This is a genomic window from Maribacter litopenaei (assembly GCF_025244665.1).
Classification (GTDB): Bacteria; Bacteroidota; Bacteroidia; order Flavobacteriales; family Flavobacteriaceae; genus Maribacter; species Maribacter litopenaei.
In genome coordinates this window covers 3,233,003-3,248,266 of the sequence record NZ_CP104205.1, presented here as the reverse complement: position 1 = coordinate 3,248,266, position 15,264 = coordinate 3,233,003, and the positions used below count along the sequence as shown (strand labels likewise).

The 15,264-nt window shown below is 38.3% G+C and carries 12 protein-coding genes and 1 pseudogene; 2 read left to right on the top strand and 11 right to left on the bottom strand.

The features are described from left to right. Positions 1-65: 65 nt before the first annotated feature. A complete protein-coding gene (locus NYZ99_RS22270) occupies positions 66-659 on the bottom strand; it encodes an HD domain-containing protein (protein WP_338039088.1) in 594 nt (197 codons plus the stop codon). A gap of 56 nt (positions 660-715) precedes the next feature. Between NYZ99_RS22270 and NYZ99_RS22265 the strand changes: the two genes are divergently transcribed. Then, entirely contained in the window at positions 716-1,684 is a 969-nt protein-coding gene (locus NYZ99_RS22265) for a metallophosphoesterase family protein (RefSeq protein WP_338039087.1), read from the top strand. Between the two features lie 16 nt (positions 1,685-1,700). Further along, positions 1,701-4,292, top strand: coding sequence for a BamA/TamA family outer membrane protein (locus NYZ99_RS17550; RefSeq protein ID WP_338039086.1), 2,592 nt, complete (start codon positions 1,701-1,703; stop codon positions 4,290-4,292). A 130-nt stretch (positions 4,293-4,422) separates the two neighbouring features. On the opposite strand, the gene NYZ99_RS17545 is transcribed toward NYZ99_RS17550, so the two are convergent. From NYZ99_RS17545 to NYZ99_RS17500, 10 genes and pseudogenes are all read right to left on the bottom strand, one after another. Then, positions 4,423-5,289: an NHL repeat-containing protein gene (locus NYZ99_RS17545; RefSeq protein WP_260572504.1), complete on the bottom strand. Its 867-nt coding sequence runs from the start codon at positions 5,287-5,289 to the stop codon at positions 4,423-4,425. A 49-nt stretch (positions 5,290-5,338) separates the two neighbouring features. Continuing rightward, positions 5,339-6,704 (bottom strand): annotated as a pseudogene (locus tag NYZ99_RS17540) (vanadium-dependent haloperoxidase). Between the two features lie 307 nt (positions 6,705-7,011). Then, positions 7,012-8,820 (bottom strand): FG-GAP-like repeat-containing protein, encoded by a 1,809-nt coding sequence (locus NYZ99_RS17535; protein WP_260572503.1) that lies wholly within the window; start codon positions 8,818-8,820, stop codon positions 7,012-7,014. Then, a complete protein-coding gene (locus NYZ99_RS17530) occupies positions 8,793-9,395 on the bottom strand; it encodes an FG-GAP repeat domain-containing protein (protein WP_260572502.1) in 603 nt (200 codons plus the stop codon). Before NYZ99_RS17530 ends, NYZ99_RS17535 begins: the two co-directional genes overlap by 28 nt. Further along, a complete protein-coding gene (locus tag NYZ99_RS17525; RefSeq protein WP_260572501.1) occupies positions 9,349-9,900 on the bottom strand; it encodes an FG-GAP repeat domain-containing protein in 552 nt (183 codons plus the stop codon). Before NYZ99_RS17525 ends, NYZ99_RS17530 begins: the two co-directional genes overlap by 47 nt. Beyond that, positions 9,884-10,270 carry an FG-GAP repeat domain-containing protein gene (locus NYZ99_RS17520; RefSeq protein ID WP_260572500.1) on the bottom strand — a complete coding sequence of 129 codons (387 nt, stop codon included), beginning with the start codon at positions 10,268-10,270 and terminating at the stop codon, positions 9,884-9,886. The genes NYZ99_RS17525 and NYZ99_RS17520 overlap by 17 nt, the downstream gene beginning before the upstream one ends. Further along, the gene (locus NYZ99_RS17515; protein ID WP_260572499.1) at positions 10,270-11,469 is read right to left on the bottom strand and encodes an FG-GAP repeat domain-containing protein; all 1,200 of its coding nucleotides are present in this window, start codon (positions 11,467-11,469) and stop codon (positions 10,270-10,272) included. Before NYZ99_RS17515 ends, NYZ99_RS17520 begins: the two co-directional genes overlap by 1 nt. Next, positions 11,427-13,589: a CRTAC1 family protein gene (locus tag NYZ99_RS17510; protein ID WP_260572498.1), complete on the bottom strand. Its 2,163-nt coding sequence runs from the start codon at positions 13,587-13,589 to the stop codon at positions 11,427-11,429. The genes NYZ99_RS17515 and NYZ99_RS17510 overlap by 43 nt, the downstream gene beginning before the upstream one ends. Then, complete coding sequence (locus NYZ99_RS17505) at positions 13,579-14,070, bottom strand: hypothetical protein (protein WP_260572497.1); 492 nt, start codon at positions 14,068-14,070, stop codon at positions 13,579-13,581. Before NYZ99_RS17505 ends, NYZ99_RS17510 begins: the two co-directional genes overlap by 11 nt. 76 nt (positions 14,071-14,146) lie before the next feature. Continuing rightward, complete coding sequence (locus NYZ99_RS17500; RefSeq protein ID WP_338039085.1) at positions 14,147-15,166, bottom strand: FG-GAP repeat domain-containing protein; 1,020 nt, start codon at positions 15,164-15,166, stop codon at positions 14,147-14,149. Positions 15,167-15,264: the final 98 nt, after the last annotated feature.

Here is a 15,264-nt window from a genome sequence, read left to right as displayed (position 1 = left end):
GATACCCCTGTCCGGACTTTCTCCCTTAAACTTGGCTTTTAACGCCTCTTTTTTTGCAATCTTTTTTATCGATTTTTTTTCTTTGATAAGTTTGTTAAGGTTATCATCCTTTTTTTCTTGCCGAGTTCTTTAGCGCAATCGGTATAGTATCGATGCTGGTTGCCTAGCATTTTTATGTTGATATCTACCCAGTCTTTATAGGTGTAATCCGCGATGTTCAATAATCTAAGTTCCTCCCTTAATAACTCCGATGTTTCCAAATAGCTTTTTTGGGCGAAATGCGATGCATCGGCGTCCCTAATTATTTTTTCTTCCAAACTAGTTGGCACTGCATTTTTTTCCGTAGCCATGATATATTGGCTAACCTTGGAAGTTAATTCGGGGTCGTATCCGTTTTTCTCCAAGAATTCAGCAGCCATGATACAGCTGTTCTTCTCATGATTTTTTGTTTCTATCGTATAGCCTGTGTCATGAAACCAAGCGGCAATTTCCAATACCTCTACTTCCTTATCCGATAAGGCGCATGCTTTAGATAATTCTTTAGTACTTTTAACAACACGTTGTGTATGACGTAAATTGTGGTAAAGATAATTGGGGTCTAACTCTTTGGTCAATAGTGCTTCAACGTGTTTTTTGGTATTCAGAAGAATATCCGCCATGAGAAAATTTATTTAGAAATTCCAAATTACAAAAAATTGAATACAGGAACGTTTACATGAAAAAATATGGTGCCTCTCTTTTATTAGTTTTATTGATTACAGGATGCGCTACTTATAAATCCAAATATGCCGATATAAAGGATTCAGAAGATTTGGTTTTGGATAAAGAAGTGCAACATACCTTTTATTTGATCGGAGATGCAGGTCTCTCCCCTATGAGAGGTATGAATCCAGCCCTAAAAATCTTCAAAAAGAGACTTGATAAAGCCCATGAGAATAGCACGGCCATATTTCTTGGTGACAACATATATCCCGCAGGACTACCAAATCCAAAGGACTCTACTATTGCCTACCTAACGGCAAAAAATCATTTAGATGCCCAATTGAACACACTTGCAAATTTCAAGGGAAGAAAGCTTTTTATTCCTGGAAACCATGACTGGTATACAGAGGGACTAATAGGGCTGGAAAGGGAAGAGGACTATGTAAAGGAACAGTTGGACGATAAAGATGCTTTTCTGCCTAAAAATGGCTGTCCTATTGATGTGATAGAGGTAAGCGACGATTTGGCCATCATTGTTTTGGATACGGAATGGTATCTTACCAATTGGAATAGAAGACCTGATATAAATGATAAATGTGAAATAAAAAGTAGGGAAAAATTCCTTTTGGAATTGGAGGGTGCTATAAAGGATTATAGGGACAGGACTACATTGATAGCCATGCATCATCCAATGACCAGCTATGGACCTCATGGTGGTCAATATTCCTTTAAGAAACATTTTTATCCAAAAGACTTGCCAATTCCTTTGCCTGGATTGGGCACTTTTATAAATATTCTTAGGAGAACCTCAGGTGCTTCCACTGAGGATATGGGGAACAAAAGATATTTAGATTTGGTAAAGCGGGTTACTACCTTGGCCCAATACTCAGACAAGGTGATTTTTGCTTCCGGGCATGAACATACGTTGCAATATATCGTTGAGAACAGTACACCACAGATTGTGAGCGGTTCACGGTGCTAAAAAAGGTGATACAAGATTGTTGAATGGATCTCGCTTTTCCACTGGAAGAATGGGTTATGCCACCTTGGAAATATATGATGACGGGTCTTCTAGGGTTCGCTATTATGGTGTGGATGAAAGTGGGGAAGAAGAGTTCCTTTTCACATCGGCGGTGCTCCCTCCGGAAGTAAAAAAGGTGGATACCGTATACTCCAAAATTCCTGAGAAGGAAGTAATGGCATCCGTTTACACCAAAGAGGAAATTGATAGATCGGGGTTTTTCAAAGCCATCCGGGGTGAACGTTACCGCAAATATTATGGTAGGGAAGTCACAGCACCGGTCGTTTATATTGATACCTTGTTCGGTGGACTTAAACCTGTAAAAAAAGGAGGGGGCCATCAGTCCAAATCACTGCGGCTAAGACATGATTCAGGAAAGGAATATGTGATGCGCGCCTTACGAAAACTTCCGGAACTTTATTTACAGTCCATGGCCTTTCAAGAACAATATGTCATGGATGATTTAAAGGATACTTATGCCCAAGAACTATTGGAGGATTTTTATACAGGATTCCATCCCTATGCACCGTTTACCATAGGAAAGCTTTCAGACGCTGTTGGAATCTTACATACAAATCCGGTTCTCTATTACATCCCAAAGCAGGATGGTTTGGGAGAATACAACGATGTTTTTGGTGACGAGCTATATATGATAGAGGAACATGCCGGTGATGGCCATGGGGATTTAAAAAGTTTTGGATATTCCAACGAATTAAAGAGTACAGATTCCATGTTGGAAGATCTGCGCGATGATGAGAAATATGAGGTAGATACGGAAGCCTATATCAGGGCTAGATTGTTCGATATGGTCATTGGTGATTGGGACAGGCATGTGCACCAATGGAGGTGGGCAGAATTTAAGGAGGATGGTAAAGTAGTATATAGACCGGTTCCCCGCGATCGTGATCAGGCATACTCCCAAATGGGTGATGGTATTTTCATGGGGCTAGCTACACGTATTATCCCCGGACTTAGGTTAATGGAAGGCTTCAATGAAGAAATAAGAAATGTCAAGGGATTTAATTCTTCACCCAAAACTTATGTGTTGGATTTAGCCCTATTGTCTGAAAGTACTTTAGATGACTGGAGGCAACAGGCTAAATTCTTAAGGGATAATTTAGATGAAAACGCGATAAATGAGGCATTTAAAATGTTCCCCGAAGAGGTGCAGGATGGGGGTATTCAGGAAATTAAAAGAGTCTTGCTTTCAAGGGTTCAAAATGTAGAAAGTACAGCCATTCAATATTTCAATGTACTGAACAAATTTGCAACAGTTGTGGGTACTGACAAGGATGACTGGTTTGTAATAAATCGATTGGATAATCGAAGAACACAAGTGAAAGCCTATAGAATCATTGATGGAGAAAAGAAAAAACAATTTTTCGATAAAATTTTCAATGCTTCCAGCACCCATGAAATTTGGATTTACGGATTGGATGATGACGATGTTTTTGAAATGGACAACTTCAACAATTACAGTGGTATTAAGGTGCGTATCATAGGTGGGCAAAACAATGATATTTATAGAATAAAAAACGGTAGGGGAGTAGCTATTTATGACTATAAAAGTAAAGACAATACCTTTGAAGAGGTGACAAAAACAAGGGTAAGATTAACGGACGATTATCCTGTAAATACCTACAACCCTTTGAACATACGAAGTAGCAATAATCAAGTGTTGCCAACGGTAGGTTTTAATCCAGATGATGGTATCAAAGTTGGTTTTTTGGATACTTACACCTATAATGGTTTCAGACAGAACCCTTTTACACAACAACATACGTTCAAAGCATCCTATTATTTTGCCACTAGTGGAGTGGAACTTCATTATAATGGAGAGTTTGCAAATATTTTTGAACACTGGAATTTGGCACTAAAGACAAGATTCACAACTCCCAATTTTGCGATTAACTTTTTTGGTTTTGGAAATAATACGGAAAATTTGGATGATGATTTAGGTATGGATTATAATAGGGTTCGTATTCAAAATTTTGAATTTGCACCGTCATTAATATGGAGAAGTCCTTTAGGGGCTAAATTCGGACTTGGAATTTCCTATGAATCCATCGAGGTGGAAGAAACATCGGATAGGTTTATCAATAGTTTTTACCAGCAAAACGGACAGGAAACAGGGAATAGTTTTTTAGGTGTGCATGGTAGCTATTCTTATGAAAATCATGATAACCAAAGCTTCCCTACAATGGGAATGGCAACGTCGATTGCACTCGGATTTAAGGATAATGTTGGGTTGGAAGGAAAGAATTTTGGGTATTTGATACCCAGTATTTCATTCGATTACAAACTGATTCCAAACGGACGTTTGGTTCTTGCAACCAAGTGGAAAGGGCATTTAAATATGGGGAACGGATACGAATTTTACCAAGCCGCCAGTATTGGTGGAACGGATGGTTTAAGAGGCTACAGAAATCAAAGATTTACAGGCAAAGCTTCTTATTACCAAAATACGGATGTTAGGTATAGTCTCCGAAAAATGAGGACTCGTATATTACCCACTGCTCGGGACTTTTTGGCGGATTTGACTATGGAAGGGTATGGTCTCCAGGGATAGCTTCCAATCAATGGCATACTTCTTTTGGAGGAGGATTTTTTCTTAATAGCGCCGATATTTTAACGGCAAATGTTGCCATGTTCTATAGTGAGGATGATCCACGCTTTTCCTTTGGTCTCGGTTTCGGATTTTAATTGGTTTTAACCTTTCTTAAGTCTAAAGAATAGAGGTTGTTTCCTGTTCCATGAGAACGTTCATCGGACAATAATAGGGTATATTCATTGATAAAGCAGATGGACTCCAATTGGATCCGAATCCCTAAATCTATTTCCTCAATTTTTCCGTTGGAAAAATCGTCCCAAGTAAAATCCGTAAATATGAATAGTTTTCCGTAACTGAGTGCAATCACCTTCTTACCACTTGGAGAAATGTCCATACCTGTAATTTGACAAGTCTCCCAATCTGAACATAAGTTAATTTCGGCAACCAAAGTAGCTTCGTACTCCCCCTTTTCATCCGGGACACTATAAACATAGGCACTGCCCGTAAAAGGATTGGACCTATTCTTGGTGACAATGAATAGCTTATTATTATAATGGAAAAGGGCCTCCGCATCAAAAAAACGTTTGTCCTTTTTTGGGGGAAACTCTTTCTGTTCCGGATATTTCAGTTCTATTTTTTCGGCATCTATTTTATCCCCGGGCTCTATTTCCGGGTTGGGAACTTTATAAATAGTTAAGTTTTTACGGGTGTTATTGTTATTTCCTATATCGGCAATATATACATTACCAAGACTGTCCTTTGTTAGGTCTTCCCAGTCATCATTGTCCCCGTTCTTTACCTCAAGTGTTTTGAGAATTTCGCCCTTAAAATTTATTTTATAAAGCTCGTCTTTATTTCCCCCATCCTCAACAATCCATACCGTTGAATCCTTAAGACTTACCATACCGGAGTTCTCTTTGAGGCTGCCGGGTAAATCCGCAACGACTTTCAATTGACCGTAGTTAGTACAGGAAGTAATTGTTATAAAGAGCAACAAAAGAAATGTTCTAATCATTTACTAAAAAGTTTGATAAGAACATATGAATTTACGAATCTAATGGGAACTACTCCTGATTTGAAGCAACGGAATTGTCGCTTTTCATTTTTATTTTATCGATAAGCAACGCACCTAATTTTCTGCCTTGTCCCACACCTACTTCTACTGCGGCCCTGTAATGGATGCCACCGTACATTCTACTAATGGCCGCTTCATCTGCTGCTTTGTTGAAAGATGTAAAGCTTCTTGTGGGAAGGCCATAGGGCAGTTCGGTATCATCGTCAAAACTAAAGTCGTCCCCAAAAATATCGGTCAAAGCCGTGGCTGCCGCACCGGAAACCACGCTATGTCCACTGGTATACTCCGGAAAAGGAGGTGTTTGTAAAATGGGCACCCAGTTTTCGTCAATATGCTGATTTATTAATGTCTCCGGACGAATAAGATTGCTACGGTATTTCTCGTCCCAACAACTTATAAAGGCATCTGCAATGGCCATAGAAGTCTTTGTATAGGCATAGATACTTTTAACGAAATCGCTATCGGTATTTCGGCAGGCTATTTTCGTAATACCAATCCAATGTGCCCCAGGTGTTATTTTTTTGGTGGCAAACATTAAATGCCCACGAGTAACGGATACATATGGATTACAGTCCCAAAATTTCGCAATTGCCACTTCCTCAGAGTCGTCTCCAACAGCGGTAATCCTGTTGCTGGTCTCATATACCTCTAGAAGCTCCTTGTAGAATTGAGAATTTTTGTCCATTGAAAATGCTGGCGGAGGCACAGGCTTGAACTGTGCTGCCGAATCTAAGAAAAACGGACGGATCTTGTTCCAATGGGGCTCAATCCCATCCATATAGGCTGGAGGTGTGGGTTGCCATCTAGCAGGATTGTCCGTGTCTACGGTAAACTTGGGCATTGTACGGGTTTGGCTGTAATTGTCCTTACCCATCCATTCCTTTAATATGCTTGGCAACTTTTTCTCCATACGCTTTTGATGCTTCGAACTCAACTTTGTTCGTTGTTTCCCATTTGGTAAAGAGACTATCCTGTAATACGTTGAATTTGTCCTCAGAGAAAATCAATTGTTTGCTAATGTCCATATGGGCGATCAAAGCCGCCAAATTTGGATTTACATTTTGGAGGGAATCCAATGCAGGAATTGGTGTTAGTTCATTGACCTGTCCGGCCAAGGAATTGTATTCCGGATTTACCTGCGCAATTATTTCATAGGCAGCTATATTAGGATACGCGAATATTCTACTAGCCACTGGGGGCGAAAATATATCATGTATCATAATCTCTACTACCTTATCTATGGAGGTATGTAAATCTTCTGCCGTTACATTGATCGGTTCATTGCTTATGGGCTTTTCCTCCGAACAAGAAAAGAGAAATACAATAAGCAAAATGGCCGAAACTTTCTTGAACATATCTTATGTCTTTTTGTTTTATTTACAATAGGAGCATTCCCGTAGCGTAGGCAAAATTACATTATTTTGACTGCTATTCAATTCTTTAGGGTTAAAATTGGGTTTTAAAGAGGTACATTAAACTTTCGTTAAGCCTTTTTAAAATTTTATAAGTAGAAAGACTTTGCTTTTCAAAATTCATTAGATCAAAAGACACAGCTAGATTGGAGTTTTTCTTATAGAGCCATAATTCTTTTATTTAGCTATGGACAATTATAGTTTAGTCTTTAGCGGAAATAAAATCTTCTAGTTAGACCTATAACCATGATCAATTTTCTTGAATGATATAGGAACGGTCATCGTTTGCCAAGATCAAGAATTTATTTTGAGATATAGGTGTTATTTTTCTTGTCTCTAATCCTTTGGGGAGATCCGGAAAATCTTTATGAATTAAATCCGCAGAGGAATTCAAATAAAATATACCTCCAGCATTTTCAATATTTTGTCCCAACTCATTGGTTTGTCCCTTGAAGTTTCCAATATAATAGACGGTTCCGTTTTTTGATATATAAAAGTCTTGAATACTGCTCATTTGCGCATTAATTGGCAAGGGAACCCCTTTTATATTATTTCCAGGATTAAGATAGAGCATAGAACGAAGTTCCTGTACCTGTTTGGTCTTCATAATTTCCTCCTCTTTTTTTCCGGTCAAATCCTCGATACCATTAATTTTGGAAAATTTGGTATAGCTTAAGAACTTCTTTTTTAAATGGGGTAGTTGTTCGGTTAGTTTGTCCTTAGAGGCAAAAGGCACATATTTTCCGAAAAAATCATAAAATATGATAGGATCTGGTTGTTGATTTTCATCAAAATCATCGATAAATAATTTAATAGGGCGTTCGGTACTGGCTTTGAACTTGTAATTCATTCCTACATTGCCTACCAAGAGGTCCGGTTGGCCATTATTATCAAGATCTGTTACAGATACTGTGTTCCACATACCGCTCGTATGTTCCAATCCAAGGTTCTTGGTTTCGTTCAATAATTTTGAATCCCCCTGATTGATAAGTATTGTAATTGGCATCCAATCGCCAACTATAACCAAGTCCAATAATCCGTCAGCGTTAATGTCTGCCCATTCACTATCGGTCACCATACCGATTCTTTCTTGTTGTAGAACTACAAATTTTCCGGTACCATCATTTTTTAGAATATAACTAACCGGGGAGAGTCCATATCCGCCTGGGATAGAACGATTGCCAATGAAAAGGTCATCATAGCCATCACCATCAAAATCCGCCGCAGAAACACTGCCGCCATTCGTTTTTATTAAGGGAATATTTAGGCGTTCAAAGGTGCCAGTACCATCATTTACATAGATACGGTCTTCCAAATTGGAATTGCCCTCTACCAGTTCATTGCCACCACTCATCACATACAGGTCTAAATCACCATCATTCTCTATATCTAAAACGGTAGCATCAACATCTTCATAAATGGCGTCCTTCCGAAGGGTTGAATTTTTGTCCTCAGAAAACGTACCATCATTATTCCCAAAATAAAGAGACGGAGATTGATATTTGGCCCCACCAATAAAGAGGTCATTGAGGCCATCGCCATTGAAATCCGCCTTTACCAAAGCAGGACCCTCGGTGGACAATTTTTCAGGAATAAGTCGCTCGCGTTCGTAATCGAGATAGTTATTTTCTAAATGGACGAAATTGAAAAATTCATAATTGTCTTTCTGAAGTATTTCTTTTCTTGGCCTTTTGGGCAAGTTTGATTTTCGAGTAATGGGATGTTCTTGATTGATGCTCAATCCAATTTCGGATTGTACTTTTCCATCCAGCCAATATATTTGAACAGAATCGGTAACTCTGATATTGCCCAATCCAAAATGTAGTCTGTGCGTAGAAGAAGACTGAAAACCTTTTACGTTTGTAAGTTCTTTCACAAACTGACTTCCACCAGAATATACTATTACTTTTGATCCTAGGGGGTTTTTATATTCTTCGTTTCCATTCAATTTGAAGGAAATATAGTTGTTACCCGCATGTCGTTCACTTACATTCTCCGGAAGACTTGCCTTTTGATTGATATTGTTCACTATCAGATCAAGATCCCCGTCATTGTCCAAATCTGAATATGCTGCACCATTGGAGTAAGATGCATTGAGACCGAAGTCTCTGAAAGGCGCTCAAAACTTAGTTTTCCAGTATTCCTAAAAATGATATTGGGAATATTTACGGTAGGGATTTGCGCAATGAGCTTTGATTCGATTTCATTCTGTTCATCCCTTTGATATTTTGAGAAGTCGATATTGCTCAAATAGTTGATATAATCTAGGTCGTTTGGCCTTTTATAGATACCGTTTGTTATGAAGATGTCATTTTGCCCATCATTGTCAAAATCCTGAACCAAGGGTGACCAACTCCAATCTGTGGCATAGGTATTTGTCAATAGGGCCACATCCGCAAAATGACCTAGACCCGTATTCACTTGAAAAGTATTTCTTGCAAATTGATCTTCAAATCCAAACCCTTTTTTGATTTGACTTACTTTATCTGAATCCTCACCACCTGATCTCATAAAGATTTGGGCATCAAAGGGCATCATATCCAGCGAAAATATATCAGGCAGAAGGTCATTATTTATATCGGCAATATCAACACCCATGGTAAAACGAGACGTGTGGTTGAAAGATTCGGCCATGGATTCCTTTAAAGGTTTTATCCCCTTGGTTAATATAGAGATAATCATTTTCATGGAAATCATTACCCACATAGATATCCGGAAGCCCGTCATTGTTTATGTCGGAAACACTAATCGCCGGACCATAACCCAGTGCGCTGCTATAAATGCCACTGGCATCGGTTACATCTGCAAAAAACGTTTCCCCTTCATTCAACTTATTCTCATAAAATCGATCACCGGCCAAGGAATCCTTCTGTTGTCGCAAGGAAATGTTGCCATAACTTCTAGTAGTATGGATGGAGTGGTTCAATAGATACATATCCATATCCCCATCGCTATCGTAATCTAAAAAAGCAGCTTGGGTGGAAAAACCTGAAAAGTCAAGCCCATATTCCTTAGATACCTCTTTAAATGTGGAATCACCGTTGTTAAGATAGACTAAATTATGGGATTTAAGACTTTTATAATCGCCTACCTTGCAAACATAGATATCCAAAAAACCGTCATTATTGATATCGGTCATAGTTACCCCTGTAGACCAACTTGAATCCATAAGTAAACCGGCATCCGAGAGAAATATCCTGGAATTTTAAATCACCTAAATTCAAATAAAGGCGGTCAGGCTTCCGGTTTGCGGTTAAGTAGATATCCTCTAGACCATCATTATTAATGTCCCCAATAGCCACGCCACCACCGTTATAATAGTACAAGTATTCTATGATGTTTAAATCTTCCGTATCCTGGAGGTCATTGGAAAAATCGATTCCACTACTATCCGCTGGTACTTCATTGAAATAAATGGGAGCCTTTTCAAGAGAGGCATTTCTTTCAGCCTTGTTGGTACAAGCTAGAAATAGAAGTGTAGTTGTTAGTATTAGGGGATTAATTTTCATCAATTGAATTTAAATACAGCTATTGAGTCGCGATTTCTGCTTACATATAGCTTCTGATCGGTAATGTCCATATCCCTAACTTCACCTTTGATCTTGAAACCTTTTCCATTTTTAGGAGCATCAAATTCCAAACCTCCTTGGTTTTCCAAAAACACGCCGTAGGATGCGTCATAGCGCCCTACTTCGGGCTTTACGTTGTATAGGTTTCCACCTAGCACAATGTCTTGGTCCCCATCTCCATCAAAATCATCCGTCGCGATGGCATAAATCGTTGAAAACTGGGCCATGATGGGAAGTGGTTTAACTTCAAAAACGAAATTTCCTTTGTTTTCCAATAGTACTGATTCAAGGGTATTGGCCTTTAAGGTTCCGGCATTTTTTAATGTTTCAGATGAAAAAATATCGTCTATCGAAGCATTTTTAAAGGACTCATAATCTGGATATTTTTTGGTTACTGCCTTGATTTGCTCTATTAAATCATGTCTAAGGGCATATGGATAGTCTTGGCCGTTGTCACTACGAAAAGTGAGTATTGGGTCAATAAATCCATTACCGTCGAAGTCTTCAGAATACAGGGTGATAGGTTGATCTTTGCTAGCTTTGAATCGACTGTTGAGGCCATGGTTTCCTACAACAAAATCAATGTCGCCATCCCCATCCAGATCACTAGGTACTATAGTATTCCACCAACCTTTTAAATCTCTTAAGGAATTATCCTTTTTTCGTACAAACTTTCCGGATTCGTTTGTGAAAATTTCGACGCCCATAAACTCACCAACAATTAGTAAATCGTCGTCCCCGTCATCATCAAGATCTTGAAAAAGGGCCGACGTTATCATACCTATTTCTTGAAGTTCATTGGCCGAAGTTTTTGTAATGTCAGTAAAATTACCTTTTCCATCATTTTCCAATAAAAAGCCGGAGCAAGCCATACCATACTTTAGAGGTACCATGCGTTCACCAACGAATATGTCTAAATCACCATCCATGTCAATATCTGAAACTGCAACTGTAGAGGAGCTATGAAAAGTGTTTTTTACCGGAAGTTGTTGATTGGAAAGTTGAAAATTACCTTGACCATCGTTGATGTATAATCTATCTAGAAAATCCGTTGAGTATTGAGAATATTCCACCCCACCACTGCATACGTACAAGTCTAGGTCGTTATCCCCGTCCGCATCGAAAAACACACTTTCCATATCTTCGGAATTTTTATTCGGTCAAAATCCGTTGACTTTTTTAGAACGTAGCCATTACGGGTATTCATAAAAAGACTGGGTGTATTCCCTTTGGAACCCCCAATAAATAAATCTTCCCTTCCATCTCCATTTACATCACCAAAAGCCATTTTAGATCCTTCGGTACTCACCATATGATTTAGTAAACGATCCCTGTCAAAATCAACAAAGCGATTTTCTTGATGTACATAGTCCAATAAGCCATTCACTTTTTTGAACAATTTAGCTTCTGAACCTGGTTCCTCTAAAACAGTCTTTTTTGCATCTTTTTCATAAAGAACAAGGCTCCGGTTCACCTTGATGTCTTCTAGAATGGTCTTTTTGCCGGATGGCCACAGTATATGAACTGAAACATTTTGGTCGTTTGGCAATCCTATATTTGGTCTTATGTCCATACTTGACTGAAAACCTCTCACCGGTTGATTTTCCACAGAAATATTATATGGTAGCACCATTATTTTAGAACCTATGGCTTGGGTATTTTTTCCTTCACCGCGTAAATCGAATTTGAGATAGTTTGATTTTTTGGTATCCATTGTGGTGTTTTCATATACAAAGGATTCCATGTTGAGGTTGTTCACAATTAAGTCCAAATCTCCATCATTATCAAGGTCTCCATAGGCTGAGCCATTTGAAAAACTCTCCACCAGTAAGCCCGATACTGCGAATTTTTCGAATTTTAAATTGCCAAGATTTTTATAGGCATGATTTTCGACTTTATTAGAAGGAATGAGCTCTATTAGTTTGGCATAGTTCACCGAATCAGTTGTAATCATCGATTTCAGGATCTCGGTATTCGAAATGTAGGTAAGATAATCCTGGTCTGTCAAATCCTGATAGACTCCATTTGCTATAAAAAGATCTTTTAGCCCATCATGATCCATATCAAATATCAAGGCTCCCCAGCTCCAATCGGAGGCTTCCACACCACTTAATCTACCAATTTCGCTAAAGGTATTGTCTGCATTGTTGAGTTGAAAGGTGTTCCTGGTAAACTGATGATAATATCCACTGTTTAGGTTTAATTGGTATTTGTTCCAATCTTCAAATGTGGTTACGGTTTTTAACCTTTCATATTCTGATGGGAGCATTTCCGTAACGAATATGTCATTATAGCCATCATTGTTTATATCGGCCATATCCGCCCCCATAGAAGCTACGCTCGTAGCGGTTATTTCATTTTCAAGGGATTCGGTAAACGTACCATCTTGGTTATTGATGTATAGATAATCACGTTCAAAAAAATCATTGGATACATAAATATCCTCCCAACCATCATTGTTCACATCGCCAACAGTAACCCCAAGTCCAAATCCGATGACACTTCCATAAATACCGGCTTTTTCACTTATGTCTACAAACTTTCCATCCACATTTTCCATTAGTTTATCGCCCCCAAGGATATCTCGTTTATTACGTTCATTCTTTTTTAGGTCAAATCCCCCGATTGCCTTGTATGAATTATTAAGTATGTATACATCCAAATCCCCATCCTTATCAAAATCAAAGAAAGAGGCGTGCGTGGAAAAGCCCTTGTCGTCTAGGTTATAGTCGGCCGCCATTTCTTTGAAAGTACCGTCCTGCTGGTTGATGAAGAGTTCATTCTGTTTGTTTTCACCATTCAGGTCACCTGAGTTGCAAACGTAAATGTCAAGATAACCATCGGCATTAATGTCTACCATACTTACTCCGGTAGACCAAGGTCTTGTACCTCCAACTTTGGCTTGTTCAGTAACATCCTCAAACTGGAGATTGCCTTTATTCAGGTACAACTTATTCTCTTTTTGGTTTGCTATAAAATATACATCTGGTAAACCATCGTTGTTTATATCACCAATAGCTACTCCACCACCATTATAATAATTACGGTATTTGTATACATTGAATTCTTGGTCATATTTCAAATCGTTTATGAAATCAATCCCAGTGCTTTGGGCAGAAAGTAGTTTAAAGACCGTTTGAGCCTCAGGTTTTGAAGGTTCACTGGTTTTGTCTTTACAAGAGGAAAGGAACAATAGCAAAAAAGTTAAGAACCCTATTCTTCTTATTATTTTAGCCAACATCATGTCTTTACTTTTCATCCAACACATATCTAAGGTCGTCTATTTTTGCCTTAACGATACGATTGTCGTCCAAGGGCCTTATCACTATTCTTCGATTACCATCCACTTTTACGAATAGGTGGGTACTGTCCTTTTCTATAGGCACTTTTATGAAATCATTCCCAGGGTACCATTTTTTTAAGGTATCCATGACGACCGGAATCAATTTGTCTGATTGTAATTTTTTGTTCCATATAGACCATGCACTATAAAAAAATTGCAAATCCAATCCCGTCATAATTTTTTCATTATTAAAATCACCAAAGAAAAGTAGGGTAATTTCAGACTCCAAAGAATCATTCTCATTTAAGGGTAATTTATACTTTACAGATTCATTTTCCGGCCCATTTGAGACCAATCCTTGTTGGTTAAGTTGCCAACAAGCACGAAAAAACTCTTGTCTGTGCTGACCGAATTTCAAATTAAATAGTATGGAGTCATGAATTATACCCTTAGACATTTCCCGTTCAATGAGGTTTGTATATTCCGAACCTGAACAGCTCAATAAACATAGTAAAAGAAAGGGGATACCTATTCTAAAAATTATTTTTGAATGCATAGAAAAGAACTTCTTCATTATTTTTTCCAATCGTTAATATCTTTTTTCCTTCGAAATCGATCCATGTCATAGCACGTATTTGCCCATCTATAAATAAGGGAATTACATCCTTTTGAGTATTTTCTAAAGTGAAAGGCCCAAAGATAGCCCATCCTTTTGAGGCATCATATCTGCCGAACTGAGGTTTTACCATAAATTGATTTCCTCCAAGAAAAATGTCTTGATGGCCGTCATTGTTTATGTCCTCCATTGCAATGGAATATATGGGTGCGTACTGTATTTCATCAGGAAGTGCCTTAGCTGTGAACTTGCCATTTTCATTAATAAAAACAGTACTTTCTACCATATCAATTTCAGCGGCATAGGTATTTTTAATTTGTTCCTCTGAAAAAATCGATGATATATCGGCTCGTGCGTAGTCTTTATAATATAAAAACTTCTTTTTGAGTGAAGGTATTTGCGAGATTAATTCATCTTTATCTGCTATGGGGTAGTATTTTCCATCCCTTTCTTTACATATCAATTGTTCTTGAAAACCATTGCCATCAAAATCGGCAATAAACATTTTCATTTTTCCTTCATAAAAGGCGTTTTGTCCTATGTTCCCGGATATAATATCAGTATCTCCATCTCCATCAATGTCCTTGAGTTCAACAGTTTTCCAAAGGCCTGAACTTTCTTCAAGTCCATAATTGGCACTATGGTCTTCAAAAACGCCTTGGTTGTTTATAAATACCTTAATTGGCATCCATTCGCCAACAATAATTAGGTCTTCCCAGCCGTCTTTGTTGATATCATTCCATTTTGCATCGGTAATCATACCTAAATCCTTGAATAAGGGATTTTCTTGTGCGGTGAAATTTCCCTTCCCGTCATTTTCTAGTATATAGCCTGATACAGGGAGGCCATACAAATTTGTTTTAAAGCGTTCTCCAACGAATAGGTCATTATCTCCATCATTGTCAAAATCCGAAGATGTCACTACAGATGAGCTCATGGTCCTGTTAAAATTTGGCGAGTTAGGAGCTTTGATAAAGGTAGTACCATTGTTAATGTAGTAGGCATCATTGAGATCGATGGAATAGGGCGAAAATG